This is a genomic window from Arthrobacter sp. Cza30 (genome assembly GCF_059090765.1).
Window position 1 is genome coordinate 446946 of sequence record NZ_JBNHGA010000005.1, and the last position, 25269, is coordinate 472214.

General features: G+C 67.5%; 26 protein-coding genes. 9 read left to right on the forward strand and 17 right to left on the reverse strand.

The features are described 5' to 3' along the window. Window positions 1-8 precede the first annotated feature (8 nt). The 4 genes from AC5RVZ_RS19280 to AC5RVZ_RS19295 form a co-directional block, all read right to left on the reverse strand. Window positions 9-188, reverse strand: coding sequence for a DUF3117 domain-containing protein (locus AC5RVZ_RS19280; protein ID WP_493979326.1), 180 nt, complete (start codon window positions 186-188; stop codon window positions 9-11). A gap of 174 nt (window positions 189-362) precedes the next feature. Next, window positions 363-1607 (reverse strand): hypothetical protein, encoded by a 1245-nt coding sequence (locus tag AC5RVZ_RS19285; protein WP_494067333.1) that lies wholly within the window; start codon window positions 1605-1607, stop codon window positions 363-365. Next, the gene (locus AC5RVZ_RS19290) at window positions 1604-1996 is read right to left on the reverse strand and encodes a DivIVA domain-containing protein (protein ID WP_494067334.1); all 393 of its coding nucleotides are present in this window, start codon (window positions 1994-1996) and stop codon (window positions 1604-1606) included. The genes AC5RVZ_RS19285 and AC5RVZ_RS19290 overlap by 4 nt, the downstream gene beginning before the upstream one ends. 34 nt (window positions 1997-2030) lie before the next feature. Next, window positions 2031-2813 carry an LOG family protein gene (locus AC5RVZ_RS19295; RefSeq protein ID WP_494067335.1) on the reverse strand — a complete coding sequence of 261 codons (783 nt, stop codon included), beginning with the start codon at window positions 2811-2813 and terminating at the stop codon, window positions 2031-2033. Window positions 2814-2976: 163 nt separating this feature from the next. Between AC5RVZ_RS19295 and AC5RVZ_RS19300 the strand changes: the two genes are divergently transcribed. The 4 genes from AC5RVZ_RS19300 to AC5RVZ_RS19315 all read left to right on the forward strand — a co-directional run bounded on the left by AC5RVZ_RS19300 (window position 2977) and on the right by AC5RVZ_RS19315 (window position 6340). Beyond that, window positions 2977-3795, forward strand: a complete 819-nt coding sequence (locus tag AC5RVZ_RS19300) for an amino acid ABC transporter ATP-binding protein (RefSeq protein WP_494067336.1) — start codon at window positions 2977-2979, stop codon at window positions 3793-3795. A 52-nt stretch (window positions 3796-3847) separates the two neighbouring features. Beyond that, window positions 3848-4717 carry a glutamate ABC transporter substrate-binding protein gene (locus AC5RVZ_RS19305; RefSeq protein WP_494067337.1) on the forward strand — a complete coding sequence of 290 codons (870 nt, stop codon included), beginning with the start codon at window positions 3848-3850 and terminating at the stop codon, window positions 4715-4717. A gap of 67 nt (window positions 4718-4784) precedes the next feature. Beyond that, the gene (locus AC5RVZ_RS19310) at window positions 4785-5480 is read left to right on the forward strand and encodes an amino acid ABC transporter permease (protein WP_494067338.1); all 696 of its coding nucleotides are present in this window, start codon (window positions 4785-4787) and stop codon (window positions 5478-5480) included. After that, entirely contained in the window at window positions 5477-6340 is an 864-nt protein-coding gene (locus AC5RVZ_RS19315) for an amino acid ABC transporter permease (protein ID WP_494067339.1), read from the forward strand. The genes AC5RVZ_RS19310 and AC5RVZ_RS19315 overlap by 4 nt, the downstream gene beginning before the upstream one ends. Window positions 6341-6452: 112 nt before the next feature. Here the strand turns inward: AC5RVZ_RS19315 and dapE are convergent, their stop codons facing one another. Beyond that, window positions 6453-7541: a succinyl-diaminopimelate desuccinylase gene (gene dapE, locus AC5RVZ_RS19320; RefSeq protein ID WP_494067340.1), complete on the reverse strand. Its 1089-nt coding sequence runs from the start codon at window positions 7539-7541 to the stop codon at window positions 6453-6455. Between the two features lie 74 nt (window positions 7542-7615). Here dapE and dapD point away from each other — a divergent pair, with 74 nt between their 5' ends. Both dapD and AC5RVZ_RS19330 read left to right on the forward strand, forming a co-directional pair. Further along, window positions 7616-8587, forward strand: coding sequence for a 2,3,4,5-tetrahydropyridine-2,6-dicarboxylate N-succinyltransferase (dapD, locus tag AC5RVZ_RS19325; protein ID WP_494067341.1), 972 nt, complete (start codon window positions 7616-7618; stop codon window positions 8585-8587). A gap of 20 nt (window positions 8588-8607) precedes the next feature. Next, on the forward strand, window positions 8608-9468 hold the full coding sequence (locus tag AC5RVZ_RS19330; RefSeq protein ID WP_494067342.1) for a hypothetical protein: 861 nt from the start codon (window positions 8608-8610) through the stop codon (window positions 9466-9468). A 14-nt stretch (window positions 9469-9482) separates the two neighbouring features. On the opposite strand, the gene AC5RVZ_RS19335 is transcribed toward AC5RVZ_RS19330, so the two are convergent. Beyond that, window positions 9483-10094, reverse strand: coding sequence for a hypothetical protein (locus AC5RVZ_RS19335; RefSeq protein ID WP_494067343.1), 612 nt, complete (start codon window positions 10092-10094; stop codon window positions 9483-9485). A gap of 186 nt (window positions 10095-10280) precedes the next feature. On the opposite strand from AC5RVZ_RS19335, the gene galE reads away from it, so the two are divergent. Continuing rightward, window positions 10281-11294, forward strand: coding sequence for a UDP-glucose 4-epimerase GalE (gene galE, locus AC5RVZ_RS19340; protein ID WP_494067344.1), 1014 nt, complete (start codon window positions 10281-10283; stop codon window positions 11292-11294). Window positions 11295-11400: 106 nt separating this feature from the next. On the opposite strand, the gene AC5RVZ_RS19345 is transcribed toward galE, so the two are convergent. From AC5RVZ_RS19345 to fdxA, 3 genes are all read right to left on the reverse strand, one after another. Beyond that, window positions 11401-12684, reverse strand: a complete 1284-nt coding sequence (locus AC5RVZ_RS19345) for a citrate synthase (RefSeq protein WP_494000304.1) — start codon at window positions 12682-12684, stop codon at window positions 11401-11403. A gap of 161 nt (window positions 12685-12845) precedes the next feature. Further along, window positions 12846-13973, reverse strand: a complete 1128-nt coding sequence (gene dapC / locus AC5RVZ_RS19350) for a succinyldiaminopimelate transaminase (protein WP_494067345.1) — start codon at window positions 13971-13973, stop codon at window positions 12846-12848. Between the two features lie 5 nt (window positions 13974-13978). Further along, window positions 13979-14302, reverse strand: coding sequence for a ferredoxin (gene fdxA, locus AC5RVZ_RS19355; protein ID WP_494067346.1), 324 nt, complete (start codon window positions 14300-14302; stop codon window positions 13979-13981). A gap of 91 nt (window positions 14303-14393) precedes the next feature. On the opposite strand from fdxA, the gene AC5RVZ_RS19360 reads away from it, so the two are divergent. Continuing rightward, entirely contained in the window at window positions 14394-14642 is a 249-nt protein-coding gene (locus AC5RVZ_RS19360) for a putative acetyltransferase (RefSeq protein ID WP_494067347.1), read from the forward strand. Here the strand turns inward: AC5RVZ_RS19360 and AC5RVZ_RS19365 are convergent. Then, the gene (locus tag AC5RVZ_RS19365) at window positions 14630-15946 is read right to left on the reverse strand and encodes an MFS transporter (RefSeq protein WP_494067348.1); all 1317 of its coding nucleotides are present in this window, start codon (window positions 15944-15946) and stop codon (window positions 14630-14632) included. The genes AC5RVZ_RS19360 and AC5RVZ_RS19365 overlap by 13 nt on opposite strands. Before the next feature lie 67 nt (window positions 15947-16013). On the opposite strand from AC5RVZ_RS19365, the gene AC5RVZ_RS19370 reads away from it, so the two are divergent. After that, complete coding sequence (locus AC5RVZ_RS19370; RefSeq protein ID WP_494067349.1) at window positions 16014-16508, forward strand: ArsR/SmtB family transcription factor; 495 nt, start codon at window positions 16014-16016, stop codon at window positions 16506-16508. 24 nt (window positions 16509-16532) lie between these two features. Here AC5RVZ_RS19370 and AC5RVZ_RS19375 read toward each other — a convergent pair whose 3' ends face one another. The 7 genes from AC5RVZ_RS19375 to AC5RVZ_RS19405 form a co-directional block, all read right to left on the reverse strand. Next, window positions 16533-17027: a hypothetical protein gene (locus AC5RVZ_RS19375; protein ID WP_494067350.1), complete on the reverse strand. Its 495-nt coding sequence runs from the start codon at window positions 17025-17027 to the stop codon at window positions 16533-16535. A 10-nt stretch (window positions 17028-17037) separates the two neighbouring features. Then, complete coding sequence (gene typA, locus AC5RVZ_RS19380) at window positions 17038-18960, reverse strand: translational GTPase TypA (protein WP_494067351.1); 1923 nt, start codon at window positions 18958-18960, stop codon at window positions 17038-17040. Between the two features lie 160 nt (window positions 18961-19120). Then, a complete protein-coding gene (locus AC5RVZ_RS19385; RefSeq protein WP_494067352.1) occupies window positions 19121-20812 on the reverse strand; it encodes a dipeptide ABC transporter ATP-binding protein in 1692 nt (563 codons plus the stop codon). After that, window positions 20809-21777 (reverse strand): ABC transporter permease, encoded by a 969-nt coding sequence (locus AC5RVZ_RS19390; RefSeq protein WP_494067353.1) that lies wholly within the window; start codon window positions 21775-21777, stop codon window positions 20809-20811. Before AC5RVZ_RS19390 ends, AC5RVZ_RS19385 begins: the two co-directional genes overlap by 4 nt. Beyond that, window positions 21770-22696 (reverse strand): ABC transporter permease, encoded by a 927-nt coding sequence (locus AC5RVZ_RS19395; protein ID WP_494067354.1) that lies wholly within the window; start codon window positions 22694-22696, stop codon window positions 21770-21772. The genes AC5RVZ_RS19390 and AC5RVZ_RS19395 overlap by 8 nt, the downstream gene beginning before the upstream one ends. A 125-nt stretch (window positions 22697-22821) precedes the next feature. Further along, entirely contained in the window at window positions 22822-24465 is a 1644-nt protein-coding gene (locus tag AC5RVZ_RS19400) for a peptide ABC transporter substrate-binding protein (protein WP_494067355.1), read from the reverse strand. 264 nt (window positions 24466-24729) lie between these two features. Beyond that, the gene (locus tag AC5RVZ_RS19405) at window positions 24730-25266 is read right to left on the reverse strand and encodes a hypothetical protein (RefSeq protein WP_494067356.1); all 537 of its coding nucleotides are present in this window, start codon (window positions 25264-25266) and stop codon (window positions 24730-24732) included. Between the last annotated feature and the right edge of the window lie 3 nt (window positions 25267-25269).

The following is a 25269-nucleotide window of genomic DNA, read 5'->3' on the forward strand; positions in this document are numbered from 1 at the left end:
AACGGTTCCTAGCCTGCCACGTCGCTGGTGACGCCGAGCAGGCAGTCCTTGAGGTTGCCGGCTTCTTCGGCATTCAGTTCCAGCACCAGACGCCCGCCGCCGTCGATGGGCACCCGCAGGATGAGGCTTCGCCCCTCCTTGGTCACTTCCATCGGACCGTCACCGGTACGCGGTTTCATCGCAGCCATCTGGGAATTCCCTTCCGCCATGGGGCAGCCCGATCGGTGATCGCCCTGCCCGCCAACCTCACATCGGCGGCCCTTCAGTTGCCCGGCCGCCATGTCCAACCACTACCCATTATCGCGTACATCACAACCGGGTGCTAATTTGCGCGACACGGGGCGCACCGGCGCCGGCCGCCGCTAGGGCGGATAGTCCCCGCCGCCGGGCAGTTCGACCCAGGACCAGAGCCAGGTGACCCAGACAATCTGCCCGGCCAGGAACATCACTGCCAGGCATGCACGGTAGGCCCGGCTGCGTGATACCAGGGCCGCCGCCAAGGCCAGCGGGAAGAGCGGAAGCAACAACCGGAAGGTGCTGGTCTGCGGATGAAGAAAGGCAAGCAGGTAGCTCAGGTAGCAGGCGCACCACAGCCTCAGGTCGGCCCCCATCTCCCGGGCCGGCCGGGAGCAGAGGACCCAGGCCGCCGCGGCCACCAGCAGCAGCGGGGCGATCATTCCGCCCAACAGCCCGAAAAGGTTCACGCCCATGTCGAACCACGGCTTGAACAGGATCAGGGCCTCGCCCCGCCAGGCGGTCTCGGTATCGGTGTACGCCGTCATCTCGCCCGTGACCGACCAGGCCAGCACCGGCCAGGCGAGGGCTGCGGCACAGCTGACCAGCGCCAGCGCTGCCGCGCGGAGGAATTCCGGCGTCTGCAGCGGATCGATGCGGCGCTGCTTGATCCGCCACAGCAGGTGAAGGCCGGCGAGCGCCGCGAACGGCACGCCGACCGGCCGGGAGAGGCACATCAGCACGACGACGGGAATCGCCAGCAGGTACTTCCGCCGCACCAGCAGCAGCAGCGCTCCCGCCAGCAGCGCCAGATTCAGCGATTCGGCGTACGGCACCTGGAGGATCGGCGAGACCGGAAAGACCGCCACGAAGAGCACGGCCCACAGCGCGGTGCCGTGGGGGGCGTAGCGACGGAAAAGTTTGTAGATGAGCAGCACGGCGGCAAAACCTGCGAGGGTCGCAACCAGCGGTGCCAGCAACTGCCACCCCAGCCCGGTGCCCGCCGCCAGGATGCGGACGATGCCGGGGAAAAGCGCGTAGAACGCCCACTGGTTTTCGTCGACCCGCCCGTCCTGGCCGCGGGGAATATCGGCGGGATACCCCTCCTGGTAGACCTGCTCGTACCAGGCGCTGTCCCAGATTCCGATGAAGGACAGATAGTCGGGGTGCGGGCCGGTCCACGGATTCGGCCCCTGCTGGCGTGCCACCGCGAGGAAGACCAGCAGCGAATACACCCGGGAAAGGGCGTAGAGCACGCAGACCTGGACCCACCACGGCCAACCGGAGATCCGCCGGCGCCAGAAGGAAAGCTCAGCGTGCACGGCCTCCCGAAGCACGCGGGTGCGCGCGAGGCGGTCCTGCACCCCCGTCATCCTTCCCGCGCCGGGTGGGCACCGCCGTCGTGCTGTGGCTGTTCGTGGCTCAGTTGCCGGATCAGGCGCTCCTTGGCTCCCAGCTCGGCCCGCAGCACGTCCAGCACTTCGTCCACCTGGTCCATCCGGTAGCCCCGCAGGGCGGTGGAAAACCGGACACTGTCCAGGTCTTCGGCACGGGGGTGTTCGGGCAGCAAGACCGCTGGCAGCCGCGCCTCATGCTCGCTCAGGCCCTGCAGCGCGGCCACGTGCCCTCGCTCCCATCCGGTGCCGGCGCCCCCGCCGCCCGCGCCGTCGGCGGCCGCCTTCCTCCGGCCCCGCCACCCCGACGCGGCGACAGCGGCCGCACCTGCAACGGCGATGGCTAGGAAAACCAGGAATGCGCTCACAGCACCATCGTGCCAGAGAGGACGTCCCGCCGGGTCAAAATCCGGAGCGGGCGGACAACCCGGAGATGACCTGCTCGACTGCCTCCTCGGCCGTATCCACCACGCTGACCAGGTCCAGATCGGCCTCCGCGATCATCGCTTCGGCCAGGAGCGTGTTGCGGATCCAGTCGATCAGCGGCGACCAGAATGCCGTGCCCACCAACACGATCGGGAAGGACGTCACCTTCTTCGTTTGGACCAGCACCATGGCTTCGAACAGCTCGTCGAGCGTGCCCAGCCCGCCGGGGAGCACGATGAACCCCTGCGCGTACTTGACGAACATGGTCTTGCGGGCGAAGAAATACCGGAAGTTGATGCCCAGGTCCACCCAGTTGTTGAGCCCCTGCTCGAACGGCAGTTCGATGCCCAGTCCGACCGACACGCCGCCGGCCTCGCTGGCCCCCTTGTTGGCCGCCTCCATGGAACCGGGGCCGCCTCCGGTGATGACCGCGAAGTTATGCCGGACCAGCAGCTGACCGATCTCCTCGGCGATGGCGTAGTGCTTGCTGCCCTGCCGGGTGCGGGCCGAACCGAACACGCTGATCGCAGGGCCGAGGTCGGCCAGGGTGCCGAACCCTTCGACGAATTCGCTCTGGATCCGCAGCACGCGCCAAGGATCCGTGTGCGTAAACTCCGCCCGGTCCTTGGTGTCCAGCAGGTACTGGTCGGCCTGCGGGATGTCCGCCTGGCGGCGACGCAGCTCCACCGGCCCCTTGAAACGGGTCTTCGGTGCGCCCGGAAGTTGCGACGGGAGCGGGATGTCTTGCTGGTTTGTCATTTCCCAAGGCTACAGATTCGCCGGCCGTCCGTGGCGGTTTCCCCTGTTTCGGTAGCAATTCGGCGTTCACGCGGTTTTGGGCGCAGGTTGCTCTTAAATCACGATTCCGGCGGTTCGGTCGCGAATGCATTGCTTGAAGGGAATCTTTCGCTAGATTCATTCCATGACCAGTGACGCATCGCACAGTAAAACGCCGCCTGCCGCTCCGGCGGCGGCAACCCGAGCCACGTCCGCCGCGCCGGCGGGTCAGCCGCTGGTGTCCTTGAAGAACGTCAACAAGCACTTCGGATCCCTCCATGTGCTGCAGGACATCAACCTGGAGGTCACCAAGGGCGAAGTGGTGGTCGTGATCGGGCCGTCGGGCTCCGGCAAGTCCACCCTCTGCCGGGCGATCAACCGCCTGGAGACCATCGACGACGGCGAGATCCTGATCGACGGCGAGAAGATGCCGGCCGAGGGCAAGGCCCTGGCCAAGCTGCGGGCCGACGTCGGCATGGTGTTCCAGTCCTTCAACCTCTTTGCCCACAAATCGATCCTGGAGAACGTCACCCTGGGACCGATCAAGGTCAAGGGGATGAAGCAGTCCGAGGCCAAGGAGCTGGCCATGAGCCTGCTCGAGCGCGTCGGCGTGGCCAACCAGTCGCAAAAGCTGCCGGCCCAGCTCTCCGGCGGCCAGCAGCAGCGCGTGGCGATTGCCCGGGCACTGGCCATGAAGCCGAAGGTGATGCTCTTCGACGAGCCCACCTCGGCACTCGATCCGGAAATGATCAACGAAGTGCTCGACACCATGGTGCAGTTGGCCAGGGAAGGCATGACCATGATCGTGGTTACGCACGAGATGGGCTTTGCCCGCAAGGCAGCAGACCGGGTGCTCTTCATGGCCGACGGCCAGATCGTGGAGCAGGCCACCCCGGAAGAATTCTTCACCAACCCGAAGAGCACCCGCGCCAAGGACTTCCTGGGCAAGATCCTCGAACACTGACCCCCACACCTGGCCTTCCACTGACGGAGGGCCGACAACGCAAGGAGAAAACATGCGAAAGACCCGTTATGGAATGGCTGCCATGGCAGCCGGAGCCGCACTCGTGCTGTCCGCCTGCGGCGGCGGTGGCGGCACAGGCGGCGAAGGCGGCGGCGGCGAGACTGCCGGCGGCGGCGAAGGCGGCGGCGAAGGCATCCGCGTCGGCATCAAGTACGACCAGCCGGGCCTGGGCTTCTCCTCCGGCGGCAAGTTCACCGGCTTCGACGTGGACGTAGCCAAGTACGTGGCCAACGAGCTGGGCTACTCGGAGGACCAGATCGAATTCGTCGAGTCGCCCTCGGCCAACCGCGAAAACATGCTCGCCAACAACCAGGTGGACATGATCTTCGCGACGTACTCCATCACCGATGAGCGCAAGCAGACCGTCGACTTCGCCGGACCGTACTTCGTGGCCGGCCAGGACCTGCTGGTCCGGACCGACGACACCGAAATCACCGGCCCGGATGCCCTTAACGGCAAGAACCTCTGCTCGGTGACCGGCTCCACCTCCGCCCAGCGCATCAAGGACGAGCACGCCGCCGAAGTGAACTTGGTCGAGCGGCCCAGCTACGCCGAGTGCGTGACCGCCATGCAGGGCGGCCAGATCGACGCGGTGACCACCGACGACATCATCCTGGCCGGACTCGCGGCGCAGCCGAACAACGCCGGCAAGTACAAGGTGGTCGGCAACCCGTTCTCCGAGGAGAACTACGGCGTCGGCCTGCCGAAGGGCTCGGAGCTGTGCGCGGACATCAACGCAGCCATCAACAAGATGGTCGAGGATGGCGCCTGGGAAGAAGCCCTTAAGAAGAACACCGAGGGTGTGGACTACTCCTACAACAAGGACCTGAACCCGCCGAAGCCGGGCGAAGCCTGCGCCTAGCAACATCCGTTGTGGGGCGGGGCTCCCCCGCCCCACAACATGATCTGCCTCTTCCCACCGAAAGGGGATGGACAGTTTGTCCGAGTATTTCCAGAGCTACCTGACGGCGCTGGAGACCTACGACGTCGTCGGAGCCTTGTGGGTCAATATCCAGCTCGCTTTTTGGGCCGCCCTGGGTTCGTTGGTGCTGGGTACCGTCCTGGCCCTGATGCGTATCTCACCGGTACCCAGCTTCCGCTGGGCCGGCGCGGCGTACGTCAACGTCTTCCGCAACACGCCGCTGACCATCATCATGGTGTTCTGCATCCTGGTGGCGGTCTTCCAGCTCCAGTTGAACCTCTCCGGCGATTTCGACTTCAACTTCTTCCTCTGGGCCATCGTCGGGCTGTCCATCTACCACGCGGCCTTCGTCTGCGAATCCATTCGCAGCGGCGTCAACACCGTGCCCCTGGGACAGGCCGAGGCCGCCCGCGCCATCGGGCTGAGCTTCCTGCCGGCGGCGCGGATGGTCATCCTGCCCCAGGCCTTCCGCGGCGCCGTGGCGCCACTGGGCAACACCCTGATCGCCCTGACCAAGAACACCACGGTGGCAACGGCGGCGTCGGTCGCCGAATCCGCCGGGCTGATGAAAACCATGATCGAGTTCCGGCCGGATGTCATCATGGCCATTTTCGCGACCTTCGCCATCGGCTTCGTGATCATCGTGCTGCCGATCGGCCTGATGACCACTTGGCTTTCCAAGAAACTGGCGGTGTCACGATGAAAATTCAGCAGAACGTCCTCTTCGATGCGCCCGGCCCGAAGGCCCGTGCGCGGATCATGGTCACCAACGTCATCGGCATCCTGCTCTTCCTCGGCGCGGCGATCTTCGTCATCGTCGGATTGAACGACAAGGGCCAGCTGGCATCCGAGCTGTGGACGCCCTTCCTGACCGGCGAGGTCTGGCAGTTCACCATCCTGCCGGGCCTGATGAATACCTTTAAGGCCGCGGCAGTCTCGATCCTCACGTCCGTGGTCTTCGGTTTGCTCTTTGGCGTGGGCAGGCTCGCCTCGAACGGCCCCCTGCGGTGGCTCTGCGGGGTAATCGTCGAACTCTTGCGGGCTGTCCCGGTGCTGCTGATGATGATCTTCTTCTGGCTCCTGTTTGGGCAGCTGAGAATCGGCACCCCTGCCGACATCCCGTTTTACGCCGTCGTGACAGCCCTGACGCTGTACAACGGATCGGTGATCGCCGAACTGGTCCGCTCCGGCGTGTTCGGCCTGCCCAAGGGCCAGCGTGAAGCCGGCATGGCGATCGGCATGAGCCGTGGCCAGTCGTTGCGCAGCATCGAACTGCCGCAGGCGCTGGTGGCCATGCTGCCGGCCCTGGTCAGCCAATTCGTGGTGATCTTGAAGGACTCCGCCCTCGGCTACATCATCACGTACTCCGAGTTGCTGCGGTCGATGCAGATCTACGGCTCCGCCGGTCCGATCCTGCAGTCGCTGACGATTGCGGCCGTCCTCTTCATCATCGTCAACTTCGCCTTGTCCTGGGTAGCCAACTGGCTCTCCAAGTTCCTGAGCAGCCGGACCGCGGGCGAGACCGCGCCGCTGACCACGCAGCCGATGGCCGTCAAGGTGTGACCGGCTGCCGCTGACCGCCGACGGGGAAGGGGAGGATGCCTGCGCGTCCTCCCCTTCCCCGTCTGCGGCGGCCCTGCTGCCCGGCCGCGGCCTCCCCGCCGCCGCCGGGCGGTCAGGCCAGCAGCCAGCGGCGCAGCGCCGCCCGGCACTCGCGGACGGCCTCCGCCGGCACGTGTTCGTTGTCGGTGTGGGCCAGCAACGCATCACCGGGGCCGAAGTTGACGGCCGGAATGCCCAGCTCGCTGAACCGCGCCACGTCGGTCCAGCCGTACTTGGGCTTTGGCTCCGCCCCGACGGCGGCCACGAATTCGGCGGCCGCCGGGTGGTCGAGGCCGGGCCGGGCGCCGGCCGCGGCATCGGTGCAGACCACCGTGAAGCCCTCCAGGAGGTTCCGCACGTACAGTTCGGCGTCCCCGGGCGTCTTGTCCGGAGCGAACCGGTAATTGATTTCCACCGTGGTGCTGTCGGGGATGATATTGCCCGCCGTGCCGCCCTTGATCTTCACCGCGTTCAGGCTCTCGCGGTACTCCAGTCCGTCCACCGTGACAGTGGCGGGTTCATGGTCCCGGAGCCGGACCAGGATGTCAGCCGCGGCGTGGATAGCGTTGACGCCCCGCCACGCGCGCGCGGAATGCGCCGCCTGGCCGACCGTGCTCGCTTCGAACCGGGCCGTGCCGTTGCAGCCGCCTTCCACGGTTCCGTCGGTCGGTTCGAGCAGGATGGCGAAGTCGCCCTGCAGCAACTGCGGGTGGTTGCGCACCAGCCGGCCCAGCCCGCTCATCGAAGCATCCACTTCCTCATGGTCGTAGAAGACGTAGGTGACGTCGCGGCTGGGTGCCGTCAGTTCGGCGGCCAGCGCCAGCTGCACCGCTACCCCGCCCTTCATATCGGTGGCCCCGCGCCCGTACAGCACGTCTCCGTCCCACACCGACGGCACGGTCCCGCGGGAGCCGGGCACGGCGGGCAACGGCACGGTGTCCAGGTGGCCGGCCAGGATAACCCGCTCCGGCCGCCCCAGCTGCGTGCGGGCCACGATGGCGTCGCCGTCGCGCAGCACCTTCAGGTGCGGCAGGGCACGCAGGGCGGCCTCCACGGCGTCGGCCAGGGCGGTCTCGTTGCCGGACACGCTGTTAACGTCGATCAGCGCCGCGGTCAGCTCGGCGACGTCGGCGGTCAAGTCCAGGGCGATGGCGGAAGTCACTCCCCCAGCTTAGCCAGACGCGGCTGCGGCCTCCCGGCGTCACCGGCCCCGGCGCGCTCGGTAGACTTGCATCCATGACCGCGAGCACCACCGCCACCGCCACTCCCCGCACCGCCCACGGCACCGGGCTGGCCACCGTCACCGACAGCGGCACCGTCCTCGATGTCTGGTATCCCGCGCCGGCGCTGGGCCCTGCCGGCGCCGCCCGGGACGCGGAGCACGGCCTCAAGGCCGACGCCGCGGACAGCGCCGACGCGGACCGCGGCACCCGTCTTGAGGTCCTCACTCGCAGCATCGACCTGGACGCCGCGCCGGCCGACACCGCCGACGCCTACCTTCGGCTGCATCTGCTCTCCCACCGCCTCGTCACCCCCAATTCGCTGAACATGGACGGCATTTTCGGGCACCTCGCCAACGTGGTCTGGACCAACTTCGGCCCGTGCGCCGCGGACGGTTTCGAAGCGGTCCGCCGCCGGCTGCGCCGCCGCGGCCAGGTCACGGTCTTCGGCGTGGACAAGTTTCCGCGCATGGTGGACTACGTGGTTCCCACCGGCGTGCGGATTGCCGAGGCCGACCGCGTCCGCCTTGGCGCGCACCTGGCCGCCGGCACCACGGTGATGCACGAAGGCTTCGTCAACTTCAACGCCGGCACGCTGGGCACTTCCATGGTGGAAGGCCGCATTTCCGCCGGCGTCATCGTGGCGGACGGGTCCGACGTCGGCGGCGGCGCCTCGATCATGGGGACGCTCTCCGGCGGGGGGAAGGAACGGATCAGCATTGGCAAGCGCGTGCTGCTGGGCGCCAACTCGGGCGTCGGCATCAGCATCGGCGACGACTGCGTGGTCGAGGCCGGCCTGTATGTCACCGCCGGAACCCGGGTCAGCCTGATCGACGTTGCCACCGGGGACCACCGCCAGGTCAAGGCCGTGGAGCTCTCCGGCCTGCCCAACCTCCTCTTCCGCCGCAACTCCACCAGCGGTGCAGTGGAAGTCCTGCCGCGCAAGGGCCAGAGCGTGGAGCTCAACGCGGTCCTGCACGCCAACTAGCAGTCCCGGACGGCACCGCCATGTCCCGGCAAGCCCGTGCACGCAGGACACGCAGCCTGCTCAGCCTGATCGTCCTGCTGGCCCTGGTCGGCGGTGCCGCCTACTTCGCCGCCACCTTCATAGACCGTTCCCAAACCCTGGTCCGGGAGCGGTGCACCGCCGTCGTCGGTTCGGAAACCTTCGAATTGGCACCGGACCAGGCCGCGAACGCCGCGCTCATCTCCGGGATCGCCGTCGGGCGCGGGCTGCCCGCACGTGCCGCGTCGATCGCCTTGGCGACGGCCATCCAGGAGTCGAAGCTGCGCAACATCGATTACGGTGACACGGCCGGTCCCGACTCCCGGGGGCTGTTCCAGCAGCGGCCGTCGCAGGGCTGGGGCACCGAGGAACAAGTGCAGGACCCGGTGTATGCGGCCAACAAGTTCTACGAGGTGCTCGAAGAGGTCCCGGGCTACGAGTCCATGCCGGTGACCGACGCGGCCCAGACCGTCCAGCGCAGCGCCTATCCGCTGGCCTACGCGGACCATGAGGCCGAGGCCAAGGCCTTCGCTTCGGCGCTGACCGGCCACTCGCCCGCCGCCCTGAACTGTGTGCTCAAGGATGCCGAGGCAGCCGGGGACCCCGCTGCCGTCCTGGCGCAATTGGAGGCCGTGCATCCCGGCCTGGACATGGCCGTCGCCGGCCGCGAGGTCCGGGTGGCGGCAGCCGACGAGCGGGGCTGGGCGGTGGCACAGTGGGCGGTGGCATCTGCCAAACGGCTCGACCTTGAGTCGGTGGCCCACGCGGGCCTGAGCTGGCAGCGTGACGACGGCGGCTGGGTCGGCGCCGATACCGACACCGGCTACGTCGTGATCACGGTGGCGCGGGGCCCGGCCGCCTGAGCCGCCCGGCGCAGCTAGACGATGAGTTCGACGATCGGCTGAAGGTAACTGCGGAAGGCGCTTTCGTCGTCCAGCAGTGTCTGGCACAGCAGCACCCGGTCCGGCTCCACAAACCAGGCACGCGGCTCGCACAGCGGCAGCTCGATGAGCTTCAGCTCGAAGGTCCGCGCGGCGCGTCCGAGCTCCATTTCCCGGTCCTGGACCAGTTCGCGGATCAACCCGTTCGTGCCCTTGGCCTCGCGCTCCTGCGCCAGCTTCCCGTACTCGGCCATCCGGGCACGCGCCCAGCTCATCCCGGCGCCGAAGTGGGCCTGCAGAAGCCGCTGCAGCGCGGGGCTGCCGGCGAAGGCGGGAAAGGACGGCGGGGCCAGTTTCGCGGCGTTGCCCGGGCGGTCACGGACCAGGTCCTCCCACCACTTCTCCCATTCGTCCCGCAGCGCTGCCGGGCCGCCGACATGCGCGGTCAGCTGGGTGGGATCGGCGGTGCGGACCGTCGGCAACACCGGCGAGACCGCGGGCCAGCCGGCTCCGGCCAGGCCGGCGACGTCGCGAAGGTAGAGTGCCAGCAGCATATGTCCCGAGGTGTCTGCGGTGATCCGCCACCCCGGCCCACCCGTCTGGTGCATGCTGTCCGCGTCCTTTCGCTCGGACCGACGACGCAGCTCATCTGCAGTGGCCCCGCTGCGGGTGCCGCCCGCGGGGATTTCCACTGCCGCCTGTAGCTCAACTCTAGACCTTGCTGTCCAGCCCTGTACCTACCCCGCTGCGGTCCGTGGCGGGGCGATCGGGGGTGAGCTACTAAGCTGGTGGGCATGAGAATTCTGGTCACCGGAGGAACCGGCTTCATCGGCTCGCACACCACGCTCGCCCTGCTGGAGGCGGGGCATGACGTGGTGGTGCTCGACAACCTGGCCAATTCCAGCGAGGAGTCGCTGCGACGGGTCCAGGAGCTGGCCGGCCGGCAGGCACGGTTCCACCAGGCCGACCTGCTCGACGAGGCCGCGCTCAACCGGGTATTGGAGACCGAATCCGTGGACGCCGTGATCCACTTTGCCGGCCTGAAGGCCGTCGGCGAGTCCGTTGAGAAACCTCTGCACTACTACCACAACAACGTGGGCGGCACGCTGAACCTGCTCCGCGCGATGGACGCCCACAACGTCCGCACGATCGTGTTCAGTTCCTCGGCCACGGTGTACGGCGCCACAGAGGAGGTGCCGCTGACCGAGAAGCTTCCGTTGGACGCCATCAATCCGTACGGCCGGACCAAGGAACAGATCGAGGACATCCTGTCCGACCTGGGCGACTCCGACCCGCGCTGGCACGTGGCCCTGTTGCGCTACTTCAACCCCGTGGGCGCGCACGAGAGCGGGCGGATCGGCGAAGACCCGACGGGTGTGCCCAACAATCTGCTGCCGTTCGTGGCGCAGGTGGCCGTGGGCCGCCGGGACAAGGTCCGGGTCTTCGGCAGCGACTACCCGACGCCGGACGGCACCGGCGTGCGCGACTACATCCATGTCATGGACCTGGCCGCCGGACACCTGGCGGCCCTAGACTTCATCGCCGGCCGGCCCGGAGTGCGCCGATGGAACCTGGGCACCGGCAAGGGCTCGTCCGTGCTGGAGGTCCTCGCCGCGTTCGGCAAGGCCGCGGGATACGACATCCCCTACGAGCTGACCGACCGGCGCCCCGGAGACGCCGCCATCAGCTATGCCGACCCTTCGGCCGCGCTGGCCGAGCTCGGCTGGTCGGCCGTCAAGAACCTCGAGCAGATGTGCGAAGACCACTGGCGCTGGCAGAAGAACAACCCGAACGGCTACGCCGGCTGACCAAACGCTGCAGGCGGCAGGCGCCGATGAACTCCGCCTGAAGCAAACGAATGGCCCCCGGATTGCTCCGGGGGCCATCGGCGTCAAGGCGTGCTCCGCCGTCGTACTAGCGGGCCGGGTACTCGCGCTCCTGCGCACCCGTGTACAGCTGCCGCGGGCGGCCGATCTTGGTCTGCGGGTCCTTGATCATTTCCCGCCACTGGGCGATCCAGCCGGGCAGGCGCCCGATGGCAAACAGCACCGTGAACATCTTCTCCGGGAAGCCCATGGCCTTGTAGATCAGGCCGGTGTAGAAGTCCACGTTCGGGTACAGCTTGCGCTCGATGAAGTAGTCGTCCGCCAGCGCCTTCTCTTCCAGGCGCATGGCGATGTCCAGCAGCTCGTCGTTGCCGCCGAGCTTGCCCAGGATCTCGTGCGCGGTGGCCTTGACCAGGCGGGCGCGCGGATCGTAGTTCTTGTAGACGCGGTGCCCGAAGCCCATCAGGCGCACGCCTTCTTCCTTGTTCTTGACCTTCTCCATGAACTGCTCCGGCTCCTGGCCGCTGGCCTGGATCTGGCGGAGCATGTTCAGCACCGCCTCGTTGGCGCCGCCGTGGAGCGGGCCGAACAGGGCGTTGATGCCGGCGGAGACGGACGCGAACATGTTGGCGTTGGAGCTGCCCACCAGGCGCACGGTGGACGTGGAGCAGTTCTGCTCGTGGTCGGCGTGCAGGATGAGCAGCAGGTCCAGGGCCTTGACCACGGTCGGGTCCAGTTCGTAGGGCTCGGCGGGCAGGCCGAAGCTCAGGCGCAGGAAGTTCTCCACCAGGTTCATGGAGTTGTCCGGGTAGAGCAGCGCCTGGCCGATCGACTTCTTGTGCGCGTAGGCGGCGATCACCGGCAGCTTCGCCATCAGGCGGATGGTGGACAGCTCCACCTGCTTGTCGTCGAACGGGTCCAGCGAGTCCTGGTAGAAGGTGGACAGGGCGCTGACAGCCGAGGACAGCACCGGCATCGGGTGCGCGTCGCGCGGGAACCCGCCGAAGAAGCCCTTGAGCTCTTCGTGCAGCAGCGTGTGGCGGCGGATCTTGTGGTCGAACTCCTCCAACTCAGTGGGGGTGGGCAGTTCGCCGTAGATCAGCAGGTAGGACACTTCGAGGAAACTCGAGTGCTCGGCCAACTGCTCGATCGGATAGCCGCGGTAGCGGAGCACCCCGGCGTCGCCGTCGATGTAGGTGATCGCTGAGGTGGTCGCCGCCGTGTTCATGAACCCCGGGTCGAAGGTGACCGCGCCGGTCTGCTTCAGCAGTTTGGATACGTCGTAACCGTCGTTGCCTTCGGCGGCCTTGAGCCGTGGGAGTTCGAGTTCGCCGCCATCGAAGTGCAGCTTGGCACCGGTCTGCTCAGTCATTGAGTCCCCTTCAGGAGGTTTAGAAGCTTACGGCACGCCGGGCGCTTGTGGCACTGAGCATGCACATACTCGGGTAAAACGCTACCCGTAGAGTCACGGATATATCTAATCCGCGACATATATTTTTGTTCATATCCACAGTCAGGCACCGCCGGGCCGGGTCAGGAAAGCCGTTCGACGGCGGCGTCGATCCGTTCGTCGCTGCCGGTCAGCGCCACCCGGACATGGCCGTTGCCGGCCTCGCCGTAGAACACGCCGGGTCCGGTGACGATGCCCAGCTCGGCCAGACGGCCCACGGTGGTCCAAGTATCTTCCCCCGCGCTCCCCCACAGGTACAGGCCGGCCTCGGAGTGGCGGATCTGCACGCCGAAATTCTCCAGCGCTGGCAAGAGCCGCTCGCGCCGGCTCCGGTACAGGTCCTTCTGCTCCTGGACGTGCGCGTCGTCGCACAGGGCGGCGCGCATCGCGGCCTGCACCGGGAACGGCACGATCATGCCGGCGTGCTTGCGGCTGTTAATGATGTTCGGCATCAGCGCCGGGTCGCCGGCCAGGAACGCGGCACGGTACCCGGCGAGGTTTGACTGCTTGCTGAGCGAGTAGGCGCACAGCAGGCCCTCGTGCGAGCCCTGCGCGACGTACGGGTCCAGCACGCTCGGCACGGCCTGCCCGCCGCGCGCGGTGTCCCAGGCGCCCCAGCCCAGCTCCGCGTAGCATTCGTCGGAGGCGACCACGGCGCCCAGGCCGCGGGCGTCCTCCACCAGGGTGCGCAGCTCTGCCCGGTCCCGGACAATGCCCGTGGGGTTGCCCGGCGAGTTGACCCACACCAGCTTGACCCGGCTCCTGGTCTGCGGATCCAGGTCCGCCAAGTTGTCCGCCGCCACCGGGGTCGCGCCGGCGAGGATGGCGCCGATGTCGTAGGTCGGATACGCCACGACGGGGCGCACCACCACGTCGCCCGCCCCGAGTCCCAGCAAGGTGGGCAGCCAGGCGACCAGTTCCTTGGAGCCGACGGTGGGCATGACCGCTTCCGGGTCCATGCCGGGAACGTTGCGACGGCGGCCGAACCAATCCACGATCGCTTCCCGCAGTTCGGCGGTGCCGTGGGTCGTGGGGTAGCCCGGCGCGTCGGCGGCCGCGGCCAGGGCCTCCCGGACGACGGCCGGAGTGGAGTCAACCGGCGTGCCGATGGACAGGTTCACCGCGCCGCCCGGGTGCGCGGCCGCTTTCTGCGCGTAGGGCGCCATGGCGTCCCACGGGTATTCCGGCAGCAGCAGGCCGAAGGGACTCATCGAGTTCAGTCTTGGTTCTGCGGCGGCAGCGCGGCGATCAGCGGGTGGTCCTTGTGCGTGTTGCCCAGCTTGGCGGCACCGCCTGGGGAACCCAGATCGTCGAAGAACTCCACGTTGGCCTTGTAGTAGTCGGCCCACTCCTCGGGGGTGTCATCCTCGTAGTAGATGGCTTCAACCGGGCAGACCGGCTCGCAGGCGCCGCAATCGACACATTCATCCGGGTGGATGTACAGGGCCCGTTCGCCTTCGTAGATACAGTCCACCGGGCATTCTTCGATACATGCCTTGTCTTTTACATCCACGCACGGCTGTGCGATTACGTACGTCACGTCCGTCAGCACCTTTCTGAACAGTTCCCACCAGCGTATCCGTTCGGACCATTATCTCCCCAGCCGGGCACGGCCTGCCTAAGATGGTCACGTGATACCCGCTACCCCCGCCGCGTTTCTGGCCGCAGCAGCACCGGGAACGCGCGTGGTGGTCCGATACCGGATCGAGGGCGGATTCACCGACGTGCTCGGCGAACTGCGCGCCGTCGACGCCGAAAGCTGCACGGTGGTCACCAGGCGCGGCGACGTCGTCGTCTCCCTGTCGGCCGTGGCCGCGGCCAAGCAGGTGCCGCCCGCCCCGCCGCGGCGCCGCCCGCGGGCCGGCGGTCAGCCCTCGTAACTGTCCGGCAGTTTCCGCAGGGCCCACAGGGGCGAGAACAGCACCGGCGCCGCGGCAAGCGCGGACCCGGCCGCACCGATCCACAGGGTGGGCACCAACCCGATGGTTCCGCCGAGCAGGCCCGCCAGCAGTCCGGAGAGAGGCAACACGCCGTACACCACGAAGCGGATCGAGGCGTTCATCCTCCCGAGCAGCCGCGGCGGACAGACCCGCTGGCGCATCGTCACCTGCATCACGTTGTAGACCAGGGAGCAGAAGGAGACGCCGGCCTCGCCCACGATCAGCAGGAGCAGTGCCGAGGCGGTGTCCGGCATCAGCACCGACAACGGCATCGCCGCCAGGAAGACCGCCGACGCGACGCTCGCCAGCGGAATCAGGGCCCCCTCGCCGGTCAGCTTCGCCAGCCGCGGCGCGACCACCGCGCCCAGCAGTCCGCCGGCCGCGGCGACCGAGTAGACCAGCCCCAGCGCGGCCGGGCCCAGGCCCAGTTCGCGCAGCACCAGGATGGGAAACAACGTGAAGGCCAAGCCGGCGAAGAAATTGGTCAGGCCCGTGCACGCGGCTATCCGGCTGATCAGCGGGTGCCGCACCACGAAGCCGAGCCCCTCCTTGATTTCCACCGCGAGCGGCCGCCGGCCGTGCCGCGGAGCAGGCACTTCCCGGTCCGAGGTGCGGACCAAAAACAGGGCCGAGAACAGGTAGCCGAGCGTATCCGCCAGGAACAGCAGCGGGGCCGCCATCACCTGCAGCAGGCCGCCGCCCGCGGCGGGTCCGCCCATCCTCGCCAGCTGCGCGGTACTCTCCAGCTTGGAGTTCGCCGACGACACCTGGTCGCTGCGCACCAGGACCGGGATGTAGCTCTGGTAGGCCACGTCAAAGAACACCGTTGCGCAGCCGAGCACGACCGCCACCGCGTACAGGTGCCACATCTGCAGCACGCCCGCCCACCACAGCAGCGGCACGGACAGCATCGCGGCGGCACGGACCAGGTCGGCCGTGATCATGACCCGCCGCTTAAGCCAGCGGTCCACCCAGGCGCCCGCCGGCAACCCGATCAGCAGAAAGGCGGCGGTGGCGCTGGCAGTGAGGACACCCACCTGGAATTCGGTGGCCCCGAGCACGGCCACGGCGAGCACCGGGACGGCCAGCTGGCCGACCTGGGCCCCGACCTGGCTGAGCGTCTGGGCCGACCAGAAGGTACGGAAGTTCCGGTCCCGCCATAACGACGGCGGTGCGCCGCCCGGGTGGGTGGCGCCGGCCGCCGGAGCTGTTCCGGAGGCCCCTGGCGCGGGTAGCTGGGTCACAGGTCACAGTCTCAGACAGCGATTGGGGAAAGTCAATCATTAGGTGTCGGTGTCGTATGCTGGAGACATGCCTACGGATCAGGACCTGCAAGCCACCGGGCGGGCGCTCAGCTCCCCGGTACGGCTGCGTATACTCCGGCTCTGCCTTCACCGGTCCCGGACCAACAAGGAGATCGCGGAACTGCTCGGCCTGAATCCGGCCACCTCGCTGCACCATGTGCGCACGCTGCTCAACACCGGCTTCCTGGAGGCCGAGGAACCGCGGAAGGGCAACCGGGGCGCCAAGGAGGTCCCCTACCGTGCCACCCGGATGTCGTGGGGCGCGAAGATGCCGGACGCGGCACCGGTGCTGGTAGAGACCTTCCTGCAGGAAATCGACGGCCTGGCCCCTGACCAGATCGAAACCACGCGGATGGGCATCAAGCTCAACGACGCGCATCGCGAGGAGATGCTGGCGAAGATCCGCGCAATCTTCGAGGAATACGCGATGCTGCCCGCCGACGAAGACGGGACCGCAACTTCCATCTTCATGGCCCACCATCTGGACCAGACGGCGAACTGACGCCCGGCGCGCGGGCGACGCGGATCAGGCCCCGGCCCGCCGCGGCCTAAGTGCCCAGGCACAGGCCAGCAGCGCCACGATGGTGGCGAAAACCAGCCCGATCATCCAGATCCGGCCGGCCACGGCGATCGGCAATTCCACCGCTGCGGTGGTCCCCGTGACGATCAGCGGCTCCCCACCGGGAGCCATCGCCATCAGCCCGACGAGGACGTACGAGAGAACACCCGTCAGGCCGGCCGTCAGGACGTTGTGCGTCTTGAGTCCGGCCCAGACCATCACCGCCAGGGCGAACAGCAGGGCCGCCGCGGCGCCCCACGGGTACCCGGACTCGCCGGCATAGAGAATCTGGGAGTGAAGGGCCGTTCCGGCGACCGCCGTCGCCACCGCGCCGAAGACGGCCGTGCCCCACCCCTGAAGGGCGGGACGCCGCCGTCGTGCGGGGCGCCGTTCGAGGCCTGGCCCGAAAACAGCGGAAGGCAACCCGCCGCGGTCTCCGGCGGGTTGCCTCTGCTCTGTCATACGGTCCAGCTTATGCCCTAGCGCGCGCCCGGGCCGCCTTGAGCCGCTCGTTGGCGTCCAGCACCAGCTTGCGGATGCGGATCGCTTCCGGGGTGACCTCCACGCACTCGTCCTCGCGGGCGAATTCGAGCGACTCTTCCAGGGTCAGGTTCCGCGGCGGGGTGAGGTTCTCGAAGCTGTCGGAGGAAGCGGCACGCATGTTGGTGAGCTTCTTCTCCTTGGTGATGTTCACGTCCATGTCGTCAGCCCGCGAGTTTTCGCCGACGATCATGCCTTCGTAGACCTCCGAGGTGGGCTGGACGAAGAAGGAGCCGCGTTCCTGCAGGTTGATCATCGCGAACGGCGTGACCACGCCGGCCCGGTCGGCCACCATCGAACCGTTGGTGCGGTACTCGATCGGCCCGGCCCACGGCTCATAGCCCTCGGAGATGGACGCGGCGATGCCGGCGCCCCGGGTTTCGGTCATGAACCGGGTGCGGAAACCGATCAGGCCGCGGGCCGGAACGATGAACTCCATCCGGACCCAGCCGGTGCCGTGGTTGGCCATGTTGACCATCCGTCCCTTGCGGGCGGCCAGCAGCTGCGTGACGGCGCCGAGGTACTCCTCGGGCACGTCGATGGTCATGTGCTCCATCGGCTCGTGCACCTTACCGTCGATGGTCTTGGTGACCACCTGGGGCTTGCCCACGGTCAGCTCGAAACCTTCGCGGCGCATCTGCTCCACGAGGATGGCCAGCGCCAGCTCGCCGCGGCCCTGGACCTCCCAGGCGTCCGGGCGCTCGGTCGGCAGCACCTTCAGCGAGACGTTGCCCACCAGTTCCTTGTCCAGCCGGTCCTTGACCTGGCGGGCCGTCACCTTGGCGCCCTTGACCCTGCCGGCCAGCGGCGAGGTGTTAATGCCGATGGTCATCGAGATGGCCGGATCGTCCACCTTGATCAGCGGCAGCGGCTGCGGGTTCTCGGCGTCGGTCAGGGTCTCGCCGATGGTGATGTCCTCGATGCCGGCGACGGCGACAATCTCGCCCGGGCCGGCCGATTCGGCCGGAACACGGGTCAGTCCCTTGGTGGCCAGCAGCTCGGAGATCCGGACGTTCTTCAACTGGCCGTCCTGGCGGGCCCAGGCCACGGTCTGCCCCTTCTGAAGGGTGCCGTTGTAGATGCGCAGCAGCGCCAGGCGGCCCAGGAACGGGGAGGCGTCGAGGTTGGTCACGTGGGCCTGCAGCACGCCGTCGGGATCGTAGGACGGGGCCGGCACGTGCTCCATGATGGTGGCGAACAGCGGCTCCAAGTCCTCGTCTTCCGGCAGGGAGCCGTCGGCAGGCTGGGTCAGCGAGGCGCGGCCGGCCTTGCCGGATGCATAGACAACGGGAACGTTGAGGACGGCATCCAGGTCCAGGTCGGGGACTTCGTCGGCAAGGTCGGAGGCCAGGCCCAGCAGCAGGTCCATCGCCTCGGCGACGACGGCGTCGATGCGGGCGTCCGGACGGTCGGTCTTGTTGACCACCAGGATGACGGGGAGCTTGGCGGCCAGCGCCTTGCGCAGCACAAAACGGGTCTGCGGCAGCGGGCCCTCGGAGGCGTCGACCAGCAGGACCACGCCGTCCACCATGGACAGGCCGCGCTCCACCTCGCCGCCGAAGTCGGCGTGCCCGGGAGTGTCGATCACGCTGATGGTGATGGTCTCGCCCTGGGCAGACGGGCCGGAGTAGAACACGGTGGTGTTCTTGGCCAGGATGGTAATGCCCTTTTCACGTTCCAGTTCCCCGGAGTCCATGACGCGCTCTTCGGTCTCGCCGTGGCTGGAGAAGGCACCGGTGTGCTTCAGCATGGCGTCTACGAGGGTGGTCTTCCCGTGGTCGACGTGGGCTACGATCGCGACGTTGCGAAGGTCGCTGCGGACGGCGCTCTGCGTCGATGCGGTGGTTTCAGACATGCGGGATTACTCTTCCGTGGATTACATGGAACCTGGGCCTAATATCGGACAGCCAGCGCCGTGCCCGGATGCGGGTAGGCACTCCATTGTAATCCGCAACGCCACTCAGGGCCTAACGGGGGCCCGGAGCCGGGGCCGGCGGCGGGGCCGGAATCCCGTGTCAGGCCACCTCCGGCGGCAACTCCAGGGTCGCGCCGGGAATGGCGGCCAGCAGCTCCTGCGTGTACCGCTGCTGCGGTGAGTCGAAGACGCCGTCCGTGGTTCCGGCCTCCACCACCCTGCCCTTTTCCATCACGGTGACGTGGTCGGCGATCTGCCGGACCACGGCCAGGTCGTGCGTGATGAACAGGTAGCTCAGCCCCAGGTCCTGCTGCAGGCCCGCCAGCAGGTCCAGGATCTGGGCCAGGACCAGCACGTCCAGCGCGGATACGGCCTCGTCGCAGATCACGACCTCGGGATCCAGGGCCAGCGCACGGGCGATGGCGACCCGCTGGCGCTGGCCCCCGGAGAGCTCGTTGGGGAACCGGCGCATGGCCGACGCCGGAAGCGCCACCTGGTCCAGCAGCTGCCGGACCTTTGCCTCGCGGCTGGAGCGGTCGCCGATGTTGTGCACGCGCAGCGGCTCCTCGATGGTGCGGAAGATGTTGTACATGGGGTCCAGCGATCCGTACGGATCCTGGAAGATCGGCTGGACCCGCCGGCGGAAGGCCAGCAGGGCCTTGGCGTTAAGGCCGGTCATGTCCACGCCGTCGAAGACAATGCGGCCGCTGGTCGGCGACTCGAGGTTCAGGACCATCTTTGCCACCGTGGACTTGCCGGATCCCGACTCCCCCACCAACGCCATCGTGGTTCCGCGCTTGATAGTGAAGGACACGTTGTCCACGGCGGTGAAGTCGGTGGACTTCCCAAACCCGCTGCGCAGTTTGAAGACCTTGGTCAGGTCCTTGACCTCGATGACGTTGTCCGCGGCTTGGGCCTCCTGGCCGGCCGGGGCCAGCAGTTCCGTGGTTTCGATGCCGGCGGCCTTCGCCGACTGGATCCGCCGCGAGGCCAGGGAGGGCGCGGACTCGACCAGCCGCCGGGTGTAGGGGTGGCGCGGGTTCTGCAATATCTGCAGGGCGGGACCCGATTCCACCACTCGGCCCTTGTACATCACCACCACTTTGCGGGCACGTTCGGCGGCCAGGCCCAGGTCATGCGTGATCAGCAGGACGGCGGTGCCGAGCTCCCGGGTCATCGATTCCAAGTGGTCCAGGATCTGGCGCTGCACCGTTACGTCGAGGGCCGAGGTCGGTTCGTCGGCAATCAGCAGCCGCGGCCGGCACGACAGGCCGATGGCGATCAGGGCGCGCTGGCGCATGCCGCCGGAAAACTCGTGCGGGAACTGCCGGGATCGGCTGGCGGCATCGGGCAAGCCCGCCTCGGCCAGCACTTTGGCCACCGCGGCGTTATCGGACCGGAGCCCGTTGGCGCGCAGCGTTTCCCTGACCTGGAAGCCGATCTTCCACACCGGGTTGAGGTTGGACATGGGGTCCTGGGGCACCATGCCGATCGAATTGCCGCGCAGTTCCACGATCCGCTGGCTGCTGGCGCCGGCCAGGTCCTCCCCGGCGAAGACGATCTGCCCTCCGGAGACCCGGCCGTTCTCCGGGAGCAGCCCGATGGCCGCCAGCGCGGTGGTCGACTTCCCCGAGCCTGATTCGCCCACGATCGCCACGGTCTCCCCCGGCATGACCGTCAGGTGGGCGTTTTTGACCGCCTCCACGTCACCGGTGGACGTTCGGAACGTAATCGCCAGGTCTTTGATCTGCAGCAGGGGCGCGGCACCCTCGACTTCGCGGATGTGCGTCATCGCTTCCTCGCCTTCGGGTCAAGGGCGTCGCGGAGGGCGTCGCCGAGCATGATGAAGCTCAGCACGGTGACGGAGAGCGCCAGTGCCGGCCAGAGCAGGCTGGCCGGGTTGGAGCGCAGCGACACCTGGGCCGTGGAGATGTCATTGCCCCAGGACATCACGTCCGGCGGCAGCCCGATGCCCAAAAAGGACAGGGTGGCCTCGGCGACGATGAAGATGCCCAGGTTCACCGTCACCACCACGATGACGGGCGCCAGCGAGTTGGGAATGACGTGCTTGACCAGGGCGGCAAGCTTGGAGACGCCCAGCGACCGGGCCGCCGTGACGAAGTCGGCGTTCCGCACCGAAATGACAGCGCCCCGGGTGATGCGTGCCACCTGCGGCCAGCCGAAGACCACCAGCGTGATGACCACCGTCCAGACGTTGCGGTTGGCCCGGAACAACGGCAGCTGCATGATGATGATGGCGCCGAGGATCAGCGGCAGCGCGAAGAAGACGTCGCCGATCCGGGCGATCACCGAGTCCAGCCAGCCGCCGTAAAACCCGGCAATGGCGCCGAGCGTCCCGCCGATCAGCAGGGCGCCGAGCGTGGCGAAGATACCCACCGTCAGCGACGCCTGGGTCCCGTAGATGATGCGCGAATAGACGTCGCAGCCCTGTTTGGTGAACCCCAGCGGGTGCCCGGGCGCCGGTCCGCCGTCGGAATTGGCCAGCAGGCAATTCTGCGCCGGCGGCGTCTGGGTGAAGATCCACGGGAAGAGCGCCACGACAATGACCAGCACCAGCAGCAGCACCGAGATGATGAACAGCGGCTGTCTCCGCAGGTTCCGCCAGGCTTCGGCCCACAGGCTCAGCGGCTGGACATCCTCGTCGACCTTGTCGGTGGCCAGCAGCGGCGTTTCGTCCAGGGGCGCCACGAAATGCTCGATGGCCTGGTTGTCGCGTTCCAGCGGTTCTCTAGGCATAACGGATCCTCGGGTCGAGCCAGGCATAGAGCACGTCCACCAGCAGGTTGGCCAGAATGTAGACGAGCACGAGCACGCTGACGATGGACACGATGGTGGGGCCCTCGCCCCGCAGCACCGACTGGTACAGGCGCTGGCCGACGCCGGGGACGTTGAAGATGCCCTCGGTCACGATCGCCCCGCCCATCAGGGCCCCGAGATCGGCGCCCAAAAACGTCACGACCGGGATCATCGAGTTCCGCAGGATATGTACGACGACGACGCGCGGCCGGGACAAGCCCTTGGCCATCGCGGTGCGCACGTAGTCGGCGTTCATGTTCTCGATGATGGAGGTTCGGGTCAGGCGCAGCACGTAGGCCAGCGACACCAGGCCCAGCACGACGGCGGGGAGTATCAGGTCGGACCAGCCCGCCTGGGCGCCGACCGTGGGTCTGGCCCAGCCGAGCTTGACGCCGACGACGAACTGCAGGACGAAACCGAGGACGAAAATCGGGATCGCGATGACGATCAGCGAGGCGACCAGCACGGTGCCGTCGAACATCCGGCCCTTCCGCAGCCCGGCGATCAATCCGAAGAGGATGCCGAAGACGGCTTCGAAGATCAGCGCGAGGATGGCGAGCCTGACCGTGACCGGAAAGATCTGGGCCAGCACCTCGGCGACGGGCCTGCCGGAGAAGTCGTTGCCGAGATTGAAGGTGACGAGGTTTTTCAGATAGAGGACGTACTGAATGAGGAACGGCTGGTCCAGGTTGTACTGCGCCCGGAGCTGGGCGGCCACCGCGGGGTTGACCGTGCGGTCGCCGAACAGGGCCTGGATGGGATCGCCCGGCAGCGAGAAAACGAGGAAATAGACCAGGAACGTGGCGCCGAAGAACACCGGGATCATCTGCAGGAAGCGCCGGAAGATGTACCAGAGCACTAGCTTCCTCCTTGCGCCCTGCGTGCCGCCAAGTGATGGATCATCAACCCTGCCTCTCGGTGGGATCGGGAGTTGGGGCGCGGGGCGGGGGCCCGCGGGGGGCCGGGCCCGCCGCCGCCCCGGGGTCACTTGCCGGTGATCTGGTGGTAAATCGGCACCCCGTTCCAGGCGGTGTCCACGTTCTCGACGACGGAACTCCAGCCGACCTGCCGGACCTGGTACCACAACGGGACGACGGGCAGGTCCTGCATCAGGATCTCCTGCGCCTCGTTGAAGATCTGGTTGCCCTCTTCCGGTGTGGCCGCCCCCAGCCCGTCGCGCAGCTTCTGGTCGAACTCCTTGTTCGAGTAGTCGCCGTCGTTGGATCCCGCCCCGGTGCCGTACAGCGGGCCGAGGAAGTTGTACAGCGACGGGTAGTCGGCCTGCCAGCCGGCACGCGAGGCGCCGGTCATCTCCTTCGCCGTGACCTTGGTCCTCAGCTCGGGGAAGGTGGCGTACGACTCGAACTGGGCGTCGATGCCGAGCACGTTCTTCAGGCCGTTAGCGACTGCTTCGATCCATTCCTTGTGGCCGCCGTCGGCGTTGGAGGCGATGGTGAACGTCTTGTCGCCCCACGGTTCGATCTTGTCGGCTTCCGCCCACAGCCGCTTGGCCTCCTCCTCGTTGTACTGCAGCACTTCGTTGCCCGGGATGCTGTCGCTGTAGCCGGTGAGCACGGGGGCGGTGAACTCGGTGGCCGGCTGCCGGCCGCCCTGGAAGATCACCTCGGTGATCTCGTCCCGGTTGATCGCCATGGAGATGGCCTGGCGCCGCAGCTGGCCGGCCTCGCCGGTCCATTCGTCCAGGTACTGCGGAATAACGATGGTCTGGTTGCCGGCATAGGGCTTTTCCAGCCAGCGGCCCTCGCCGAGGTCGGTCTTGAAGTTTGCCAGCGCGCTCGGCGGGACGGTGTCGAGCACGTCCAGGTTGTCCGAGAGCAGGTCCTGGTAGGCCGCCTCAAAGGACGAATAGAACTTGAACGTGATCCCGCCGTTCTGCGGGGTCCGGGTGCCCTGGTAGTCCGGGTTCGGCACCAGTTCGATCTGCACGTCGTGCTGCCACGCGCCGTCGCCGCCCAGCATGTAGGGTCCGTTCCCGACCGGGTTCTCCCCGAAGGCCTCCATGTCCTCGAAGGCCACGGGCGGCAGCGGCACGAAGGCCGTGTAGCCCAGGCGCAACGGCCAGTCGGATTCGGGCTGTCTCAACGCCACGGTGAAGGTCGTGTCATCGACGACCTTGAGCCCGGACATCTCCTTCGTGGTCGCGCCCTCGGAGCTGACCTCGTCGTATCCTTCGATGCTTTCGAAGAAATAGGCACTCAGCTGGGCGTTCTCGACGGCGGCACCGTAGTTCCAGGCGTCCACGAAGGAGCTGGAGGTGACCGGGTCGCCGTTGGTGAACGTCTGGTCCGGCTTGAGGGTGATCGTGTAATTCTGCGCGTCCTCGGTCTCGATGGATTCCGCCACCTCGTTGACCGGCTTGCCCTCGGGATCGTAGCTGATCAGGCCCTCGAAGATGAGGTCAACCACGCGGCCGCCGCCGACCTCGTTGGTGTTGGTGGGGACCAGCGGGTTCTGCGGCTCCGTGCTGTTGGCCGTGATCACCGCCTCGGCATTGCCGCCGCCGGCCTCCGTGCCGCCGCCGCCACCACCGCCGCCCCCACAGGCCGTGACCGCGAGCACTGCCGCGGCTGCCAGTCCAACCAGTCGGGATGTTCGAGCGAAACGCATGCCGCCTCCTCAGGTACCGTGCTCCATCCGGCGGCTTGTGACGCCGGACCGGTCCGCGCCGGCATGGATCGCAGCCGCGCAGGCTCAGGTGGCACCAGCATAGGCGCCAACTGTGACGCTGATAACAGGCCTTGCTTCCAATTGGGTTGCGATTTGGTGAAAAGGGGTGCTAACGCGGCCGCTGACCGGGTTTCCGGGCCGGTGTGCCGGGGGCCTGGCCACGAACATTACCGGGGCGACGGCGACGGACCGGTCGCGGTCCCCTCAGGACAGCTCGGCGAGCTTCGCTTTCCAGTAGGCACGCCAGTGGTCAAGCTGCTCGGTCGACTCGAGCCGTTCATGCTGCACGCCAACCGAGGACTTGCCCGAGGGCTTCTCGTAGATATGGACGCTGACCCGGGAGCCGTCGGCCAAGCCGCAGCGCCAGTACCGCCACTTGGCGGTGTCGCTCAACTCGGGTCCGCGGGTGACCGCGATGCCCGAGAATTCCTCGGCCGCGCCCACCACGGCCACCCACTTGTTGCGCGCCTCATCCATGTTTCCGGTGACGGTCCTGCTCACCGAGGTTTGGAACTCCCCGTCGCAGTCCTGGCCGGGCTGGCGGCGGCCGATCTGCTGTTCGTAGGCGACGGTAGCCGTCTGCGCCCACCAGCCGTCCGCGAGCCCCGACTCATGCAAGGCAGCGGCGATGTCCTTGTGGCTGAGTTCCTTGGCGCCGATTCCGGCCAAGTACTCCTCCACCTCGGCCCAGCTGACGCCGATGCCCTTTTCGATCGCCTCGATGTTCATGCTGCGTACCACTAA

Coding starts and splice junctions, on each gene's coding strand:
- dapC (WP_494067345.1), bottom strand. CDS start 13,973: ATGAGTCCCTTCGGCCTGCTGCTGCCGGAATACCCGTGGGACGCCATG.
- AC5RVZ_RS19295 (WP_494067335.1), bottom strand. CDS start 2,813: ATGACAAACCAGCAAGACATCCCGCTCCCGTCGCAACTTCCGGGCGCA.
- AC5RVZ_RS19285 (WP_494067333.1), bottom strand. CDS start 1,607: ATGACGGGGGTGCAGGACCGCCTCGCGCGCACCCGCGTGCTTCGGGAG.
- AC5RVZ_RS19330 (WP_494067342.1), top strand. CDS start 8,608: ATGTCCCGGCAAGCCCGTGCACGCAGGACACGCAGCCTGCTCAGCCTG.
- AC5RVZ_RS19370 (WP_494067349.1), top strand. CDS start 16,014: ATGCCTACGGATCAGGACCTGCAAGCCACCGGGCGGGCGCTCAGCTCC.
- AC5RVZ_RS19335 (WP_494067343.1), bottom strand. CDS start 10,094: ATGCACCAGACGGGTGGGCCGGGGTGGCGGATCACCGCAGACACCTCG.
- AC5RVZ_RS19310 (WP_494067338.1), top strand. CDS start 4,785: ATGGACAGTTTGTCCGAGTATTTCCAGAGCTACCTGACGGCGCTGGAG.
- galE (WP_494067344.1), top strand. CDS start 10,281: ATGAGAATTCTGGTCACCGGAGGAACCGGCTTCATCGGCTCGCACACC.
- dapD (WP_494067341.1), top strand. CDS start 7,616: ATGACCGCGAGCACCACCGCCACCGCCACTCCCCGCACCGCCCACGGC.
- AC5RVZ_RS19390 (WP_494067353.1), bottom strand. CDS start 21,777: ATGCCTAGAGAACCGCTGGAACGCGACAACCAGGCCATCGAGCATTTC.
- AC5RVZ_RS19385 (WP_494067352.1), bottom strand. CDS start 20,812: ATGACGCACATCCGCGAAGTCGAGGGTGCCGCGCCCCTGCTGCAGATC.
- AC5RVZ_RS19305 (WP_494067337.1), top strand. CDS start 3,848: ATGCGAAAGACCCGTTATGGAATGGCTGCCATGGCAGCCGGAGCCGCA.
- AC5RVZ_RS19300 (WP_494067336.1), top strand. CDS start 2,977: ATGACCAGTGACGCATCGCACAGTAAAACGCCGCCTGCCGCTCCGGCG.
- AC5RVZ_RS19375 (WP_494067350.1), bottom strand. CDS start 17,027: ATGACAGAGCAGAGGCAACCCGCCGGAGACCGCGGCGGGTTGCCTTCC.
- AC5RVZ_RS19400 (WP_494067355.1), bottom strand. CDS start 24,465: ATGCGTTTCGCTCGAACATCCCGACTGGTTGGACTGGCAGCCGCGGCA.
- AC5RVZ_RS19280 (WP_493979326.1), bottom strand. CDS start 188: ATGGCTGCGATGAAACCGCGTACCGGTGACGGTCCGATGGAAGTGACC.
- AC5RVZ_RS19345 (WP_494000304.1), bottom strand. CDS start 12,684: ATGACTGAGCAGACCGGTGCCAAGCTGCACTTCGATGGCGGCGAACTC.
- AC5RVZ_RS19315 (WP_494067339.1), top strand. CDS start 5,477: ATGAAAATTCAGCAGAACGTCCTCTTCGATGCGCCCGGCCCGAAGGCC.
- typA (WP_494067351.1), bottom strand. CDS start 18,960: ATGTCTGAAACCACCGCATCGACGCAGAGCGCCGTCCGCAGCGACCTT.